15 protein-coding genes are annotated in these 16,744 nt (G+C 74.4%); 14 read left to right on the top strand and 1 reads right to left on the bottom strand.

What is annotated here, in order from left to right:
• Positions 1-103 precede the first annotated feature (103 nt).
• The 14 genes from A8711_RS06040 (at position 104) to A8711_RS06105 (ending at position 15,807) form a co-directional block, all read left to right on the top strand.
• On the top strand, positions 104-1,378 hold the full coding sequence (locus A8711_RS06040; protein WP_069087676.1) for an adenosylmethionine--8-amino-7-oxononanoate transaminase: 1,275 nt from the start codon (positions 104-106) through the stop codon (positions 1,376-1,378).
• An 87-nt stretch (positions 1,379-1,465) separates the two neighbouring features.
• Positions 1,466-2,305, top strand: a complete 840-nt coding sequence (gene pyrF / locus A8711_RS06045) for an orotidine-5'-phosphate decarboxylase (protein WP_043324947.1) — start codon at positions 1,466-1,468, stop codon at positions 2,303-2,305.
• A gap of 175 nt (positions 2,306-2,480) precedes the next feature.
• Complete coding sequence (gene mihF / locus A8711_RS06050) at positions 2,481-2,798, top strand: integration host factor, actinobacterial type (RefSeq protein ID WP_013285515.1); 318 nt, start codon at positions 2,481-2,483, stop codon at positions 2,796-2,798.
• Positions 2,799-2,823: 25 nt separating this feature from the next.
• Positions 2,824-3,375, top strand: a complete 552-nt coding sequence (locus A8711_RS06055; RefSeq protein ID WP_064448505.1) for a guanylate kinase — start codon at positions 2,824-2,826, stop codon at positions 3,373-3,375.
• Between the two features lie 3 nt (positions 3,376-3,378).
• Positions 3,379-3,645, top strand: coding sequence for a DNA-directed RNA polymerase subunit omega (rpoZ, locus tag A8711_RS06060; protein ID WP_013285517.1), 267 nt, complete (start codon positions 3,379-3,381; stop codon positions 3,643-3,645).
• Positions 3,646-3,659: 14 nt separating this feature from the next.
• On the top strand, positions 3,660-4,868 hold the full coding sequence (gene coaBC, locus A8711_RS06065) for a bifunctional phosphopantothenoylcysteine decarboxylase/phosphopantothenate--cysteine ligase CoaBC (RefSeq protein WP_069087677.1): 1,209 nt from the start codon (positions 3,660-3,662) through the stop codon (positions 4,866-4,868).
• Between the two features lie 82 nt (positions 4,869-4,950).
• Positions 4,951-6,156: a methionine adenosyltransferase gene (gene metK / locus A8711_RS06070; RefSeq protein WP_030502493.1), complete on the top strand. Its 1,206-nt coding sequence runs from the start codon at positions 4,951-4,953 to the stop codon at positions 6,154-6,156.
• A gap of 59 nt (positions 6,157-6,215) precedes the next feature.
• Positions 6,216-8,156, top strand: a complete 1,941-nt coding sequence (locus tag A8711_RS06075) for a primosomal protein N' (RefSeq protein ID WP_069087678.1) — start codon at positions 6,216-6,218, stop codon at positions 8,154-8,156.
• Positions 8,157-8,381: 225 nt separating this feature from the next.
• Positions 8,382-9,362 carry an AAA family ATPase gene (locus A8711_RS06080; RefSeq protein ID WP_069087679.1) on the top strand — a complete coding sequence of 327 codons (981 nt, stop codon included), beginning with the start codon at positions 8,382-8,384 and terminating at the stop codon, positions 9,360-9,362.
• Positions 9,363-9,456: 94 nt separating this feature from the next.
• Positions 9,457-10,719, top strand: coding sequence for a cytochrome P450 (locus A8711_RS06085; RefSeq protein WP_069087680.1), 1,263 nt, complete (start codon positions 9,457-9,459; stop codon positions 10,717-10,719).
• 42 nt (positions 10,720-10,761) lie between these two features.
• A complete protein-coding gene (gene def, locus A8711_RS06090) occupies positions 10,762-11,322 on the top strand; it encodes a peptide deformylase (RefSeq protein WP_069087681.1) in 561 nt (186 codons plus the stop codon).
• A gap of 5 nt (positions 11,323-11,327) precedes the next feature.
• Positions 11,328-12,254: a methionyl-tRNA formyltransferase gene (fmt, locus tag A8711_RS06095; RefSeq protein ID WP_069087704.1), complete on the top strand. Its 927-nt coding sequence runs from the start codon at positions 11,328-11,330 to the stop codon at positions 12,252-12,254.
• On the top strand, positions 12,251-13,834 hold the full coding sequence (locus A8711_RS06100; RefSeq protein ID WP_069087682.1) for an RsmB/NOP family class I SAM-dependent RNA methyltransferase: 1,584 nt from the start codon (positions 12,251-12,253) through the stop codon (positions 13,832-13,834). Before fmt ends, A8711_RS06100 begins: the two co-directional genes overlap by 4 nt.
• 224 nt (positions 13,835-14,058) lie before the next feature.
• Positions 14,059-15,807: a M28 family peptidase gene (locus A8711_RS06105; RefSeq protein WP_069087683.1), complete on the top strand. Its 1,749-nt coding sequence runs from the start codon at positions 14,059-14,061 to the stop codon at positions 15,805-15,807.
• 43 nt (positions 15,808-15,850) lie between these two features.
• On the opposite strand, the gene A8711_RS06110 is transcribed toward A8711_RS06105, so the two are convergent.
• Complete coding sequence (locus A8711_RS06110; RefSeq protein WP_043324941.1) at positions 15,851-16,741, bottom strand: septum formation family protein; 891 nt, start codon at positions 16,739-16,741, stop codon at positions 15,851-15,853.
• Positions 16,742-16,744 lie beyond the last annotated feature (3 nt).

A 16,744-nucleotide genomic window follows, 5' to 3' on the forward strand; every position in this document is an offset into this window, starting at 1 on the left:
CTCGCGGCCCCGGCACACCCCCTCATTCCGGGCGCGGCAGGGGCGGCAACCGCAAGATCGCGGGGGAAGAGAGGGGGCGGCGGGGAGGGGTGAAGGAGGAGACGTGACGCCTGAGGAGATTCTGGACGCGGACCGGCGGCACGTGTGGCATCCGTACGCCGCGATGCCCTCCGCCGGCGCGCCGTACGTCGTGGACAGCGCGCAAGGGGTGCGGCTGCGGCTGGCGGACGGGCGGGAGCTGGTCGACGGCATGTCGTCGTGGTGGGCGGCGATCCACGGCTACCGGCACCCGGCGCTCGACGCCGCGGTGACCGGCCAGCTCGGGCGGATGAGCCACGTGATGTTCGGCGGGCTCACCCACGAGCCGGCGGTACGCCTGGCGCGTACGCTCGTCGAGCTGACCCCGGACGGCCTGGAACACGTCTTCCTGGCCGACTCCGGCTCGGTGAGCGTCGAGGTCGCGGTGAAGATGTGCCTGCAGTACCAGCGGGCGCGGGGACGCCCGCAGCGCCGCCGGCTGGGCACCTGGCGGGGCGGCTACCACGGTGACACGTTCCACCCGATGAGCGTCTGCGACCCGGAGGGCGGCATGCACCACCTCTGGGGCGACGTGCTGCCCCGGCAGGTGTTCGCGCCGGCGCCGCCGTCCGGCTTCGACGCGCCGCCGGACCCGGCGTACGAGGCGGCTCTGGTGGACGCCGTGGAGCGGCACGCCGACGAGCTGGCCGCGGTGATCGTCGAGCCGGTGGTCCAGGGCGCCGGCGGGATGCGGTTCCACCACCCGCACTACCTGCGCGTGCTGCGCGAGGTGACCCGGAAGCACGGCATCCTGCTGGTCTTCGACGAGATCGCCACCGGCTTCGGCCGGACCGGGAAGATGTTCGCCGCCGAGCACGCCGGGGTGGCCCCGGACGTGCTCTGCGTCGGCAAGGCGCTCACCGGCGGGTACCTGACGCTGGCCGCGGCGCTCTGCACGCCCGAGGTGGCGCGGGCGATCTCCGCCGACGGGGTGCTGGCGCACGGACCGACGTTCATGGGCAACCCGCTCGCCTGCGCGGTCGCCAACGCCTCCCTGGAGCTTCTGCGGGCCGGGGACTGGGCCGGCCGGGTGGCGGGGATCGCCGAGGGCCTGCGGGCCGGCCTGGCGCCGTTGCGCGGCGCGCCCGGCGTGGCCGACGTACGGGTGCTCGGCGCGATCGGGGTGGTGCAGCTCGACCACGAGGTGGACCTGCCCCGGGCGACCGCTGCCGCGGTGGCGCAGGGGGTGTGGCTGCGCCCGTTCCGGGATCTCGTCTACACCATGCCGCCGTACGTCTGCGACGCCGCGGACGTGGCGCGGATCGCGGCCGGGGTGGCCGCGGCGGTGAAGGCCGGCTGAGCCCGGCCGAGTTCGACAGGGCGCGACGGGAAGGCCGTCGCCGGACACGCCCAGGCGGCCCGGGGCCGCGGGGAGAGGAGAGACGCGATGGAGACGTTCGGCGCCCGACTGCACCGGGCCGTGGCGGAGCGAGGGCCGCTGTGCGTGGGGATCGATCCGCACCCCGGGTTGCTGGCCGACTGGGGGCTGACCGACGACGTCGACGGACTCGACCGGTTCTGCCGCACCGTGGTGGAGGCGATCGGGGACCGGGTGGCCGTGGTCAAGCCGCAGTCGGCGTTCTTCGAGCGCTTCGGCTCGCGCGGCGTCGGGGTGCTTGAGTCAACTATCCGACAGTTGCGAGATCTGGGAGCGCTCGTTCTGCTTGACGTGAAGCGCGGCGACATCGGCTCGACGGTGGCCGCGTACGCGTCGGCGTACCTCGATCCATCCAGCCCGATGTATGTCGATGCGGTGACCGCGAGCCCCTACCTGGGAGTAGGTTCACTCGCGCCGATGTTCTCCACCGCAGCCGAGCACGGTGGCGGGGTCTTCGTCCTGGCCCTCACCTCGAACCCGGAGGGCGCCTCCGTGCAGCGTGCCGTCGGGGCCGACGGGCGCACCGTCGCGCAGACCGTGATCGACGAGATTTCCCAGCTCAACCGGGGTGCGGAGCCGCTCGGAAGCTTCGGTTTGGTGGTCGGCGCGACGGTCGGCGAGACCGGTCACGACCTCGGCTCGGTGAACGGTCCGCTGCTCGCTCCGGGCCTGGGCGCGCAGGGCGGCACGCCCGCCGGGTTGCGCACCGTCTTCGGCGCCGCGCTGCCGTCGGTGCTCCCGTCGTACTCCCGGGAGGTGCTCGGCGCGGGACCGGACCCGGACGCTCTGCGCGCCGCCGCCGAGCGGGCGCTGGCCGAGTGTCGGAGCGCCCTGGACGCCGTAGGCTGACTGACGGCTCGGTCACTTTCCGTTGATCATCGCGCGCCCACGTTGCCGAAATCTCCGTTGACCGCTAGTTTTCCCCGCGCTGGGAACCACGGACCCCTTTGGTTGCCAGCGACACCACGTTTCACAGATGCGGTGGGGCGCTCCGCCCGCCGTACTAGGGACCTGAGGAGAACTGGTGCCGCTCCCGTCACTGACCCCCGAACAGCGCGCTGCCGCGCTGGAGAAGGCCGCGGAGATCCGCAAGGCCCGCGCTGAGCTGAAGGAGCAGCTCAAGCAGGGCAAGACCACCCTCGCCACCGTCCTCGAGCGGGCCGAGTCCGACGACGTCGTGGGCAAGCTGAAGGTTTCGGCCGTGCTCCAGGCGATGCCGGGCATCGGCAAGATCCGGGCCACCCAGATCATGGAGAAGCTCAAGATCGCGGACAGCCGTCGCCTGCGCGGCCTCGGCGAGCAGCAGCGCAAGGCTCTGCTCGGGGAGTTCGCCGCGAACTGAACGGCCCGCCGTGTAGAAACAAGCGGTGAGCACGGATGACGAGGCGCGCTCGGCGGCTCGGCTCACTGTCCTGTCCGGTCCCTCCGGGGCCGGCCGGAGCAGTGTGGTCGAGGCGGTCCGGGCGCGCCTTGCGTCTGTCTGGGTGCCGGTGGTCGCCACCACCCGGCCGCCGCGCCCCGACGAGCGGGACGGCGTGGACCGCGTCTTCCTCGACGCGCCCGCCTTCGACCAGCTGATCGCCGCCGGGGAACTGCTGGAGTGGTGCCGGATCGGGCCGTACCGCCGGGGGGTGCCCCGGGCCGAGGTACGGGCGCGGCTCGCCGCGGGCCGGCCGGTGCTGCTGCCGCTGGACCTGGGCGGCGCGCTCGCGGTACGGGCGGCGGCGCCCGGCGCCCGGCTGGTGCTGCTCGCGCCGCCGGCGTACCGGGCCGACCCGGACGTCGCGGCCCTCTTCGCCCACGCCGTGGCACACGACCACACCGAGCGCGCCGCGGCGGAGCTGGTAGGATTGCTCGGTTCGTCCTTCCTGGCTCCGGCCCGACCGCCCGCGGGCGGCGCACGAGACGCAGAGGTTTAATTCGTGGGATCCATCGCCACCAACCCCGAGGGCATCACCAACCCGCCGATCGACGAGCTGCTCGAGAAGACCACCTCGAAGTACGCGCTGGTCATCTTCGCCGCCAAGCGCGCCCGTCAGGTCAACGCCTACTACAGCCAGCTCGGTGAGGGCCTGCTGGAGTACGTCGGCCCGCTGGTGGAGACCACCCCACAGGAGAAGCCGCTCTCCATCGCCATGCGCGAGATCAACGCGGGCCTGCTCACCGCTGAGCCGACCGACCAGCCGTAACCGCGCCCGCGCCGATGCCCGCCGAGATCGTCCTCGGGGTCGGCGGCGGCATCGCCGCCTACAAGGCGTGTGAGCTGCTCCGGCTCTTCACCGAGTCGGGTCACCGGGTCCGGGTGGTGCCGACCGCCTCGGCGCTCCGTTTCGTCGGGGCGCCGACCTGGGCGGCCCTGTCCGGCCAGCCGGTGGCCGACGACGTCTGGTCCGACGTGCACGAGGTGCCGCACGTGCGGCTCGGGCAGCACGCCGACCTGGTCGTGGTCGCCCCGGCCACCGCTGACCTGCTCGCCAAGGCCGCCCACGGCCTCGCCGACGACCTGCTCACAAACACGCTGCTGACCGCGCGCTGCCCGGTGCTGCTGGCGCCGACCATGCACACCGAGATGTGGGAGCACCCGGCGACCGTGGCGAACGTGGCCACGCTGCGCTCGCGCGGCGTCCGGGTGATCGAGCCGGCCGTGGGGCGGCTCACCGGGCGGGACACCGGCAAGGGCCGGCTGCCCGACCCGGCGGAGATCTTCGCGGTGGCCCGACGGGCCCTGGCCCGCGGCGTCGAGGCCGAGGCCGACCTGGCCGGCCGGCACGTGGTGGTCACCGCCGGGGGCACCCGCGAGCCGCTGGACCCGGTCCGGTTCCTGGGCAACCGGTCCTCCGGCAAGCAGGGGTACGCGTTCGCCCGCGCCGCTGTGGCCCGGGGCGCCCGGGTGACGCTGGTCGCGGCGAACGTGGCGCTGCCCGATCCGGCCGGGGTGGACCTGGTCCGGGTGGGCACCACCGAGGAGCTGCGCACGGCGACGCTGGCGGCGGCCGTCGACGCGGACGCCGTGGTGATGGCCGCCGCGCCCGCCGACTTCCGGCCGGCCAGCTACGCCACCGGGAAGATCAAGAAGTCGGACGACGGTGTCGCGCCGACCATCGAGCTGGTCACCAACCCGGACATCGCCGCCGAGCTGGGTCGCGTCCGCCGCCCCGGCCAGGTGCTGGTGATCTTCGCCGCGGAGACCGACGACGCGGAGGCCAACGGCCGGGCCAAACTGGCCCGCAAGGGAGCCGACATGATCGTCGTCAACGAGGTCGGCGTGGACAAGGTCTTCGGCGCCGACACCAACGCGGCCACCGTGATCGGCGCCGACGGCGCCGTGCACCGGCTGGCCGAGCAGCCCAAGGAGGCCCTGGCCGACGCCGTCTGGGACCTCGTCTGTCCGCGGTTGCCGTCACGTTCCTGACGGTTGGTCGGCCCGCGTTCAGGGGGTCGCGGCGGAACGAGGATGGCTAAACTGCCGCCGAGCGACCTTTAAAAGTCTTCACATGCTTAGGAGTGCCGTGACACGTCTCTTCACGTCCGAATCGGTCACGGAGGGCCACCCGGACAAGATCGCCGACCAGATCAGTGACGGCATTCTCGACGCGCTGCTCGCCCAGGACCCGCACAGCCGGGTCGCGGTGGAGACCTTGATCACCACCGGTCAGGTGCACGTGGCCGGTGAGGTGACCACGAAGGCGTACGCCGACATCCCCACCATCGTCCGGGAGACCATCCTCGGCATCGGCTACGACTCGTCGAAGAAGGGCTTCGACGGCGCGTCCTGCGGCGTCAGCGTGTCCATCGGCGCCCAGTCGCCGGACATCGCCCAGGGCGTCGACAACGCCTTCGAGCTGCGTACCGGCGGGTCGGAGAGCGCGCTGGACGCGCAGGGCGCCGGTGACCAGGGCATGATGTTCGGCTTCGCCTGCTCCGAGACGCCCGAGCTGATGCCGCTGCCGATCGCGCTGGCGCACCGGCTGGCGCGCCGGCTCGCCACGGTCCGCAAGGACGGCACCATCCCCTACCTGCGGCCGGACGGCAAGACCCAGGTGACCATCGAGTACGACGGGCTGCGCCCGGTCCGGCTCAACACCGTCGTCGTGTCCAGCCAGCACGCGGCCGACATCTCGCTGGAGTCGCTGCTCACCCCGGACATCCGGGACCACGTCATCACCCCGGAGCTGGAGGGCCTCGGCCTGGAGACCGAGGGCTACCGGCTGCTGGTCAACCCGACCGGGCGCTTCGAGATCGGCGGCCCGATGGGTGACGCCGGCCTGACCGGCCGGAAGATCATCGTGGACACCTACGGCGGGTACGCGCGCCACGGCGGCGGCGCGTTCTCCGGCAAGGACCCCTCGAAGGTCGACCGCTCGGCCGCGTACGCGATGCGCTGGGTGGCCAAGAACGTGGTCGCCGCCGGGCTGGCCGAGCGGTGCGAGGCGCAGGTCGCGTACGCGATCGGCAAGGCCCACCCGGTGAGCCTGTTCATCGAGACGTTCGGCACCGAGACGGTGCCGGTCGCCTCGATCGAGAAGGCCGTCGCCGAGGTGTTCGACCTGCGCCCGGCCGCCATCATCCGGGACCTGCACCTGCTCCGCCCGATCTACCAGCAGACCGCCGCGTACGGCCACTTCGGCCGGGAGCTGCCGGACCTGACCTGGGAGGGCACCGACCGGGCCGCCGACCTCAAGTCGGCCGCGGGAGCCTGACCGCCGCCACGCGCCGCGACCGGCGACCCGCGCAGGGGTCGCCGGTCGCGCGCGTCTGCGTGGACGTGCCCCTGCCGCACCTGGACCGCCCGTTCGACTACCTGGTGCCGGCGGCGCTCGACGCCGAGGCGCAACCGGGGGTACGGGTGAAGGTGCGCTTCGCCGGGCAGCTGGTCGACGGCTGGCTGCTGGAGCGCGCCGAGTCCTCCGCGCACCCGAAACTGGCGTACCTGGAGAAGGTCGTCTCGTCGGTGCCGGTGCTTTCCCCGGAGGTGGCCCGGCTGGCCCGCGCGGTCGCCGACCGGTACGCGGGCAGCCTCGCCGACGTGCTGAGGCTGGCGGTGCCGCCCCGGCACGCCCGCGCCGAGAAGGCCGTCACCGCCGACGCGGACGCGCCCGCCGACCCCGACGCGCCCGCGGACGCCAGGCCGGGAGGCCGGGCGGAGGTGGACCCGCGCGGCTGGCGGGACTACCCGGCCGGGCCGGCGCTGCTGCGGGCGCTCACCGACGGCCGCCCCGCGCGCGCCGTGTGGTCGGCGCTGCCGGGGGAGGACTGGGCCGGCCGGTACGCCGACGCGGTGGCCGCCACCGTGGCCGGTGGCCGGGGCGCAGTGGTCGTGGTGGCCGACGCCCGTGACCTGGACCGGCTCGACGCCGCCCTGACCGCCGTGCTCGGCGCGGGGCGGCACGTGCGCCTCACCGCCGCCGACGGCCCGGCCCGCCGCTACCGGGCGTTCCTGGCCGCCCGGCGCGGCGACGTGGCAGTGGTGATCGGCACCCGGGCGGCCATGTTCGCCCCGGTGGAGCGGCTCGGCCTGGTGGCGATCTGGGACGACGGCGACGACCTGCACGCCGAGCCCCGCGCGCCCTACCCGCACGCCCGGGACGTGCTGCTCACCCGGGCGCAGCTCGGCGACGCCGCCGCCCTGGTCGGCGGGTACGCCCGCAGCGCCGAGGCGCAGCTGCTGGTGGAGACGTCCTGGGCCCGGGAGGTGGTGGCCGACCGGGCGGTGGTGCGCGCGCGTACCCCGGCCATGGCGCCCACCGGCGACGACCCGCAACTGGCCCGCGATCCCGGCGCGGCCTCGGCGCGGCTGCCGAGCCTGGCCTGGACCAGCGCCCGGGACGCGCTGCGCGCGGACCTGCCGGTGCTGGTGCAGGTGCCGCGCCGGGGTTACGTGCCGTCGGTGGCCTGCGCCGACTGCCGGACCCCGGCCCGCTGCCCGCACTGCGCCGGGCCGCTCGCGCTGCCCTCGGCGCAGGGCACGCCCGCCTGCCGCTGGTGCGGCCGGGTGGCCGCCGCGTACGCCTGCCCGGAGTGCGGTGGGCGGCGGCTGCGCGCCTCGGTCACCGGCGCCCGGCGCACGGCCGAGGAGCTGGGCCGGGCGTTCCCGGGCGTGCCGGTGCGCACCTCGGGGCGGGAGGAGGTGCTCGCCACGGTGCCGGGCGGGGCCGGGCTGGTGATCGCCACGCCGGGCGCCGAACCGGTGGCCGACGGCGGCTACGGCGCGGTGCTGCTGCTCGACTCCTGGGCGCTGCTGACCCGGGCCGACCTGCGGGCCGGTGAGGAGGCGCTGCGGCGGTGGATGGCCGCCGCCGCGCTGGCCCGGACCGGTACGGCCGGCGGGCGGGTGGTGGTGGTCGCGGACGGCGCGCTCGCGCCGGTGCAGGCGTTGCTGCGCTGGGACTCCGCCTGGTTCGCCGCCCGCGAGCTGGCCGAGCGGCGCGAGCTGGGCTTCCCCCCGGCGGTGCGGATGGCGAGCGTCACCGGCGTCGCCGAGGCGGTCAGTGACCTGCTGGACGGCGCCCGGCTGCCGGACGGCGCCGAGGTGCTCGGGCCGGTGCCGGCCGACGAGGGCCGGGAGCGGATGCTCGTGCGGGTGCCCCGGTCCCGGGCCGCCGCGCTGGCCGAGGCGCTGCACGCCGCCGCCGGCCAGCGCAGCGCCCGCAAGGCGGCCGATCCGGTACGCCTGCAGGTCGATCCGCTCGTGCTGTTCTGACCGGCCGCCGCCGCGTGACACTGCGCACGCGGCCCCTCGCGCACGGTCGTGAGCTGGGGTTTGCCGCACACCTGGTCCGGCAATTGGGTAGCGGGCGGTGATAGCATCGCCCGTCATGCCCAGCCGCGCGGTTTCCCCGCGCGGGACGCGGCGCGGCGGGTGCCAGAGCACGTCGGGCCGACACTCGATGTCGTCAGTCAGCCGGTGAGCAGGGGTGGACCAGTCGTGACCGTTCGTCAGTCGATCGTCTTCAACGGTGACCTCGGCAGTGGCAAGAGCACCGTCTCGGTCGAGATCGCCAAGCGGCTGGGGCTGCGCCGGGTCAGCGTCGGCGACCTCTACCGCCAGATGGCCCAGGAGCGGCAGATGACCGCTCTGCAGCTCAACCTGCACGCCGAGCTGGACCAGGCGGTCGACGGCTACGTCGACCAGCTCCAGCGCGACATCGCCGCCTCCGGCGAGTCGCTGGTCATGGACTCCCGCCTGGCCTGGCACTTCTTCACCGACGCGCTCAAGGTGCACATGATCACCGAGCCGACCGAGGCGGCCCGGCGCGTGCTGGCCCGCCCGTCCGGCCCGGCCGAGAGCTACACCTCGCTGGAGGAGGCGCGGACCAAGCTGCGCGAGCGCAGCGAGAGCGAGCGGGGCCGGTTCATCGTCCGCTACGGCGTCGACAAGGCCCGCCTGCGCAACTACGACCTGATCTGCGACACCACCCGGGCCAACCCGGAGCAGGTCATCCAGCACGTCATCGACGTCTACGAGGGCCGCCTCGGCGCGGACGTGCTGCGCGCCGGTCAGCCGCTGCTGCTGCTCGACCCGACCCGGGTCTACCCCACCGAGGACGTGTCCGCGCTGCGGGGCCTGTGGGACGCCGACCTCGCCGCCGAGCTGGCCGAGAGCGGTGAGGAGCCGGAGCCGCTGAGCATCGGCTACACCGGCGAGTACTTCTTCGTCGTCGACGGGCACCGGCGGCTCAGCTCGGCGGTGCGCGCCGGCCTGCCGATGGTCCCCGCCCGGCTGGTCGCCGAGGTGGACGAGCCGGTGGTCGGCGGGATGAGCGCCGTCGAATTCTTCACCACGCAGGCCCGGCCGGGGCTGATCCACGACTGGGAGGACGCCCACGGCATCACGCTGCCGCTGCCCGAGCACGCGCTGCTCGACGGCGGCCCGGTGCTGGCCGGGGAGCCGGGCGCGGGCGCCTGACCGCGGTGGATACCGCCGTCTCGCCGTGACGGGTTGACCACCCTCGGGCGGCGCGGAGCATGATGGGGGTCTCCGACGCCTGGGGAGGCGGACCGTGGATCCTGCCGACGCGCTCGCGCTGCTGATGTCCCCCGAGGGTCGTGTCGACCCCTACCCGACGTACGAGCTGCTGCGCGCACACGGCCCGGTGGTCCAGGCCGGCCCGGTCTTCTTCGTGGTCACCGGGTACGCCGAGGCCGACGCGATCCTGCGCGACGCCCGGTTCGGGGTGCTGGACGACGCGCTGCGCGACCAGTTCATGCCCGGCTGGCGGGAGAGCCCGGCGATTCTGTCGATCTCCCGGTCGATGCTGCGCACCAACCCGCCCGACCACAGCCGGATGCGGCGGCTGGCGGCGGGCGCGTTCACCCCGCGCCGGATCGCCACCATGCACGACGTGGTGCGGGCGCAGGCCGACGAGCTGGTCGACGCGATGCTCGCCGCCGAGGGGCCGGTCGACTTCATGGCCGGGTTCGCGTACCCGCTGCCGGTCGGGGTGATCTGCGCGCTGCTCGGCGTGCCGGCGGCGGACCGGCCGTTGTTCCGACGCTGGGCCACCGACCTGACCGGCGTGCTGGAACCGGAGATCACCGAAGAGGAGCTGGCGGTCGCCGACCGGGGCGCGAGCGAGTTGCGCGCCTACTTCACCGAGCTGGTGGCGGCGCGCCGCCGGGCGCCGGCCGACGACCTGACCAGCGCGCTGGTGCAGGCGCACGACGGCGGTGACCGGCTCTCCGGCGACGAGTTGCTGGCCAACCTGATCGTGCTGCTGGTGGCCGGCTTCGAGACCACCACCAACCTGCTCGGCAACGGCCTGGTGGCGCTGCTGGAGCACCCGCGCGCGGCGGCGACGCTGGCCGAGCACCCGGAGTTCGCCCCCGGGTACGTCGACGAGCTGCTGCGCTACGACTCGCCGGTGCAGCTCACGTCCCGGATGAGCACCGCGCCGGCCCGGTACGGCGACGTCGACCTGCCGCCGGAGAGCTGGGTGATCGTGATGCTCGGCGCGGCCAACCGTGATCCGCGCCGCTATCCGGAGCCGGCGCGCTTCGACCCGTGGCGTCCGCAGGTCCACCCGCTGTCCTTCGGCGCCGGGCCGCACTACTGCCTCGGCGCGGCGCTGGCCCGGCTGGAGGCGCAGGTGGCGTTCCCGCTGCTGCTGCGCCGGCTGCCCGGCCTCGCCGTGGCGGGCCGGCCCGAGCGGCGCGTCCGGCTCACGCTTCGTGGTCACGCCACGCTGCCGGTGCGCGTCGGCCGGGAGGCGTCCCCGGTCACCGTTCCCGGTACGCCACCCGGGTCGGCCGGGCCGACTCCGTAGACTGGACGCGCATCGTTCGACCCAGACAAGGAGCCACGCCGAGTGACCGTCCAGCCCATCCGTCTGTTCGGCGATCCGGTGCTGCGCACGCCGGCCGACCCGGTCGTCGACTTCGACGCCGAGCTGCGCAAGCTGATCGCCGACCTGACCGACACGATGCGCGAGCAGAGCGGCGCCGGCCTCGCCGCGCCGCAGCTCGGGGTGGGCCTGCGGGTGTTCACCTTCGACGTCGACGACGTCCTCGGCCACCTGGTCAACCCGGTGCTGGAGTTCCCCGACGAAGAGGAGCAGGACGGCCCGGAGGGCTGCCTGTCCATCCCCGGGCTCTACTTCGACACCAAGCGCCGGCAGAACGTGATCGCCAAGGGCTTCAACGGCTACGGCGACCCGTTGCAGATCGTCGGCACCGGCCTGATGGCCCGCTGCGTGCAGCACGAGACCGACCACCTCGACGGCGTGCTCTTCGTCGACCGGCTCGACCTGGCCGGCCGCAAGGAGGCCATGAAGGCGATCCGGCAGGCCGAGTGGTACGACCAGGCCGCCCCGCCCACCGTCAAGCTCAGCCCGCACGCCGCCGGCAACCCGTTCGGCCTGGGGCGGTGACCCGGATGCGCCTGGTCTTCGCCGGCACGCCGGCCGTCGCCGTACCGGCCCTGGACGCGATCGCCGCCTCCGGGCACGAGCTGCTCGCCGTGGTCACCCGCCCCGACGCCCCGGCCGGGCGCGGCCGGGGGCTGGTCCGCTCGCCCGTGGGCGCGTGGGCCGACGCGCACGGCGTCGAGGTGCTCACCCCGGCCCGCCCGCGCGAGCCGGAGTTCCTCGACCGGCTGCGCGAGCTGGCGCCGGACTGCGTACCGGTGGTCGCCTACGGCGCGCTGGTGCCGCCGGTGGCGCTGGAGATCCCCCGGCACGGCTGGATCAACCTGCACTTCTCGCTGCTGCCCGCCTGGCGCGGCGCCGCGCCGGTGCAGCACGCCGTGCTGCACGGCGACGAGGTGACCGGGGCCAGCGTCTTCGAGCTGGAGGAGGGGCTGGACACCGGCCCGGTCTACGGCACGGTCACCGACGAGATCCGCCCGTCCGACACCTCCGGCGACCTGCTGGAGCGGCTCGCGCACTCCGGCGCCGGGCTGCTGGTCGCGGTGCTCGACGCGATCGGCGCCGGCACCGCCCGCGCCGTGCCGCAGCCGGTCGACGGCGTCTCGCTCGCCCCGAAGCTGACGGTCGAGGACGCCCGGGTCCGTTGGGGCGCCCCCGCGTTCGCGGTGGACCGGCGCGTCCGCGCCTGCACTCCCGCGCCCGGCCCGTGGACGACGTTCCGCGACGACCGGGTCAAGCTCGGTCCGGTCACGCCGGTGGCCGACGGCCCGGAGCTGAAGCCGGGGGAGCTGCACGTGACGAAGTCCGGTGTGCTCGTCGGCACCGCCACCACGCCGGTGCGCCTCGGCGAGGTGCGCGCCGCAGGCAAGAAGGCCATGCCCGCCGGCGACTGGGCGCGCGGCGCCCGGGTCACCGCCGGCGAGGTGTTCGCGTGACGGGGCCGTCGCGTCCGGACCGGCCCGTCGAGGGCGAGCGTCAGCGGGGGTACGGCGACCGCCAGCGCGCCGGTGACCGGCCTGGTGGCGAGCGTCAGCGCGGCGACGAGCGGTTCGGCGACCGGCAGCGTTCCGACCGGCAGCGCTCCGAGCGGCCCGGCGGCGACCGGCGCGGCGGGGACCGGTTCGGTGGCGACCGGCGGGGCGGGCGTCCGGCCCGTCCGGCCGTGGACCTGCCCCGGCAGGTCGCCTACGAGGCGATCGCGGCGGTGCACCGCGACGACGCGTACGCCAACCTGGTGCTCCCGGCGATGCTGCGCGAGGCGGGGCTGACCGGCCGGGACGCCGCGTTCGCCACCGAGCTGACCTACGGCACGCTGCGGCACACCGGCACGCTCGACGCGATCGTGACCGACGCGGCCGGGCGGGACGTGCAGCGCATCGACCCGCCGGTGCGCGACGCGCTGCGGCTCGGGGCGTACCAGATCCTGCACATGCGGGTGCCCGCGCACGCCGCGGTGTCGTCCACCGTGGACCTGGTCCGGTCGGTGGGGCCGGGCGCGACCGGGTTCGCCAACGCGGTGCTGCGGGAGATCACCAGCCGGGACGCCGACGCCTGGGTGGCCAAGCTCGCCCCGGCGCAGGAGACCGACCCGGTCGGGCACCTCGCGCTGGCGTACAGCCATCCGCAGTGGATCGTGCGGTCGTTCGCCGAGGCGCTCGGCGGCGACATGGGCGAGACGACCCGGCTGCTCATCGAGGACAACGAGCGCCCGCCGGTGCACCTGTGCGCCCGGCCGGGCCTGGCCGACCCGGTGGCGCTGGCCGACGAGGTGGGCGGCGCGCCCGGCGCGTTCTCGCCGTACGCGGTCTATCTGCCCGGCGGCGCGCCGGGCGACCTGGCGGCGGTGGCCGACGGCCGCGCGCACGTGCAGGACGAGGGCTCCCAGCTGGTGGCGGACGCGCTGGCGGCGGCGCCGCTGGACGGCCCGGACGGCCGGTGGCTGGATCTGTGCGCCGGCCCGGGCGGCAAGTCCGGTCTGCTCGGCGCGCTGGCCGCGACCCGGGGCGCGCGGCTGACGGCGGTCGAGGTGGCCGAGCACCGGGCGCGGCTGGTGGAGCAGGCCACCCGCGGGCTGCCGGTGACCGTGCTGAACACCGACGGGCGCAGCGTGGGCAGCGACCCGAAGCTGCCGGAGGGGCACTTCGACCGGGTGCTCGTCGACGCGCCGTGCACCGGGCTGGGCGCGCTGCGCCGCCGGCCGGAGGCGCGATGGCGTCGCCAGCCGTCGGACCTGCCGCCGCTGACCCGGTTGCAGCGTGAGCTGCTGACCGCCGCGTTGCGGGCGGCCCGGCCGGGTGGCCTGGTCGCGTACGTGACGTGTTCGCCGCACGTGGTGGAGACGCACGTGACGGTGACCGAGGCGGCCCGGCGCTGCGGCCTCGGCGTCGATTTCGTCGACGCGCGGCCGCTGCTGCCGGCCGGCATGCCGGGCCTGGGGGACGGCCCCACGGTGCAGCTGTGGCCGCACCGTCACGGCACCGACGCCATGTTCCTGGCGGTCCTGCGCCGGAACTGACCCACCTCTCGCAGTCGACCAAGGAGTTCGTGTCCGCCGTGCCCGGACACGAACTCCTTGCTCGTCATGCGGAGAAATGGGGAGCGATGGAGCGTGTGCGGCATCCCGGTGGGGGGAGGGGGCCGGTGGGATGTGACAGCCCGTTGACTGTCCGATCGATGCATGTAACTGTTTCGACCACCGGTCCCGGCACCCCGCCCGCCGAACCCCCACGAGGAGTCTCCATGAGACGCAGAACGCCGACCACGAGCCTCGCGCTCGCCCTCGTCGCCACCCTGACGACGGCGAGCCTGGCCGGCACCGCCTCCGCCGCGCCCGCGCCGGCCGCCGCCCCCGCCCCGGCCGTCGCCGCGCTCGCCGCGCCGGACGTCTCCCTCAGCAACATCCAGGCCCACCTCACCCAGTTCAACTCCATCGCCACCAGCAACGGCGGCAACCGGCGCGCCGGCTCGGCCGGCTACACCGCGTCGGTCAACTACGTGAAGGGCAAGCTCCAGGCGGCCGGCTACACGGTCACCGAGCAGAACTGCTCCACCTGCACCTACCCGGGCAACAACCTGATCGCCGAGTGGCCGCAGGGCCCGTCGGACCAGGTCGTCATGTTCGGCGCGCATCTGGACGGCGTGGCCGCCGGGCCGGGCATCAACGACAACGCCTCCGGCTCGTCGGTGCTGCTGGAGAACGCGCTGGTGCTGGCCGCGCAGAACCCGACCATGACCAAGCGGGTCCGGTTCGCCTGGTGGAACGGCGAGGAGCAGGGCCTGCAGGGCTCCAAGCACTACGTCAACCAGCTCAGCTCCACCCAGCGCGGCTACATCAAGGGCTACTACAACTTCGACATGGTCGGCTCCCCCAACGGCGGCTACTTCATCAACCGGATCACCTCGGCCACCGCGGCGCCGCTGAAGGCGTACTGGGACTCGTTCGGCATCTCGCCGGAGGAGAACACCGAGGGTCAGGGCCGCTCCGACGACTACTCGTTCGCCAACGCCGGCATCCAGACCTCCGGCTACGCGGCGGGCGCCAGCTACACCAAGACGTCGGCGCAGGCCAGCAAGTGGGGCGGCACCGCGGGCGCGGCGTACGACGGCTGCTACCACCGCTCCTGCGACAACACCAGCAACATCAACACGACCATCCTGAACCGGGCCGCGGACGGCGTCGCGTACACGATCTGGGCGCTCGCGGTCGGCGGCGGCACACCCGCCAACGACTTCTCCGTCTCGGTGAGCCCCACCTCCGGCAGCGTCGCCCGGGGCGGCTCCACCACCGCCACCGTCAGCACCGCCACCACCTCCGGCAGCGCGCAGACCGTGGCGCTGTCCGCCAGTGGCGCCCCGAGCGGCGTGTCGGTGAGCTTCAGCCCGTCCTCGGTCACCTCGGGCGGCTCGTCCACCATGACCGTCAGCGCCTCGTCGACGGCCACCACCGGCACGTTCACGCTCACCGTGACCGGCACCGGCTCGGCCACCCGCACCGCCAGCTACACGATCACCGTGACCGGCGGGAGCGGCGGCTGCACCGGCGGCCAGCTCATCGGCAACAGCAGCTTCGAGTCCGGCACCACGCCGTGGACGGCCAGCTCCGGCGTGATCACCAACAGCTCCAGCCAGGCGGCCCGCACCGGGTCGTACAAGGCGTGGCTGAACGGGTACGGCTCCTCGCGTACCGACACGCTGTCCCAGTCGGTCACGCTGCCGTCCGGGTGCAGCAGCTACACGTTCTCGTTCTGGCTGCACATCGACTCGGCCGAGACGACCAGCTCGACCGCGTACGACAAGCTCACCGTGCAGGTCGGCTCGACCACGCTGGCCACGTACTCGAACCTGAACAAGGCCACCGGCTACACCCAGCGCACCTTCAACCTGGCCGCGTACGCCGGGCAGACGGTCACGCTGAAGTGGACCGGGGTCGAGGACTCCTCGTTGCAGACCAGCTTCGTCGTGGACGACGTGACGCTGCAGGTCGGCTGAGCGGACACGGGCGGGGTGGGCGCCGGCCCGCCCCGCCCGTGGCTCAGGTGATCGGTAGCGCCTTGGCGCCCGCGCCCTTCACCGAGCGGGTCAGCGTCCGGTCGGAGACCCAGAGGAAGCACTGCACGCCCCGGTCGCCGTCGCGCCACTGCTCCGCGTACGGGTGGTAGATGATGGTGCCCGCCCGGTACTGCATGTTGCCGTCGTCGGGCAGCTTCGCGTACTTGGCGATCAGCCCGCGGCACGCCTTGTGCGTACGCAGCGGGGTGCGCTCGAACTCGGCGTAGCTGATGTCCGGCGCCTGGTAGACGCCGACGAACTCGGCGTGGTGCTTCGCGGTGCAGGCCACCGGCCGCATCTCCTGCACGTCGTCCTTGCTCATCTTCGGGTTGAAGCAGCCCAGCGCCAGCTTCGAGCCGGGCTTCAGCGCGCCCCGCAGGCTGCCGGTGCGCTCGGCCACGTCGCCCTGGTCCAGATCGGTCACCTCGGCGACGTCGCAGCGGTACCAGCGGGCCCCGCCGGACCAGGCGAGCGCCGAGGGGAAGACCACCGACAGCCGCAGCCGCCCGGAGCGCCAGTCCCCGCCGAGGGCCTGGGTGACCTGGCGGGCGCAGTCGCCGTGCGCGGCGCGCATGCCGGCCGAGCCGGTGCGCGGCGGGGCGGAGCGCTCCGCCTCCGGGCCGCTCATCGTGCCGACGTGCAGCGTCTCGGCGCGGTGGGTGGCGGCGCAGTCGACCGGCTGGTAGCCGCTGAGGTAGCCGACGTCGGCGACGGTGGGGTGACAGGCCCCGGTGCTCGGCACGAAGCCGACCGGCGCGGCGAACGCGGGCCAGTCGTCGGTCAGGTCGCGGTCCACTCCGGCCGGCGCGGCGCAGCCGCCGAGCGCCAGCGCCGCCACCGTTGACACGGTGACCGCCACCCACAAACGCCGCATCGC

This window comes from Micromonospora sp. II, from assembly GCF_001709195.1.
In the GTDB taxonomy this organism is placed as follows: Bacteria; Actinomycetota; Actinomycetes; order Mycobacteriales; family Micromonosporaceae; genus Micromonospora; species Micromonospora chalcea.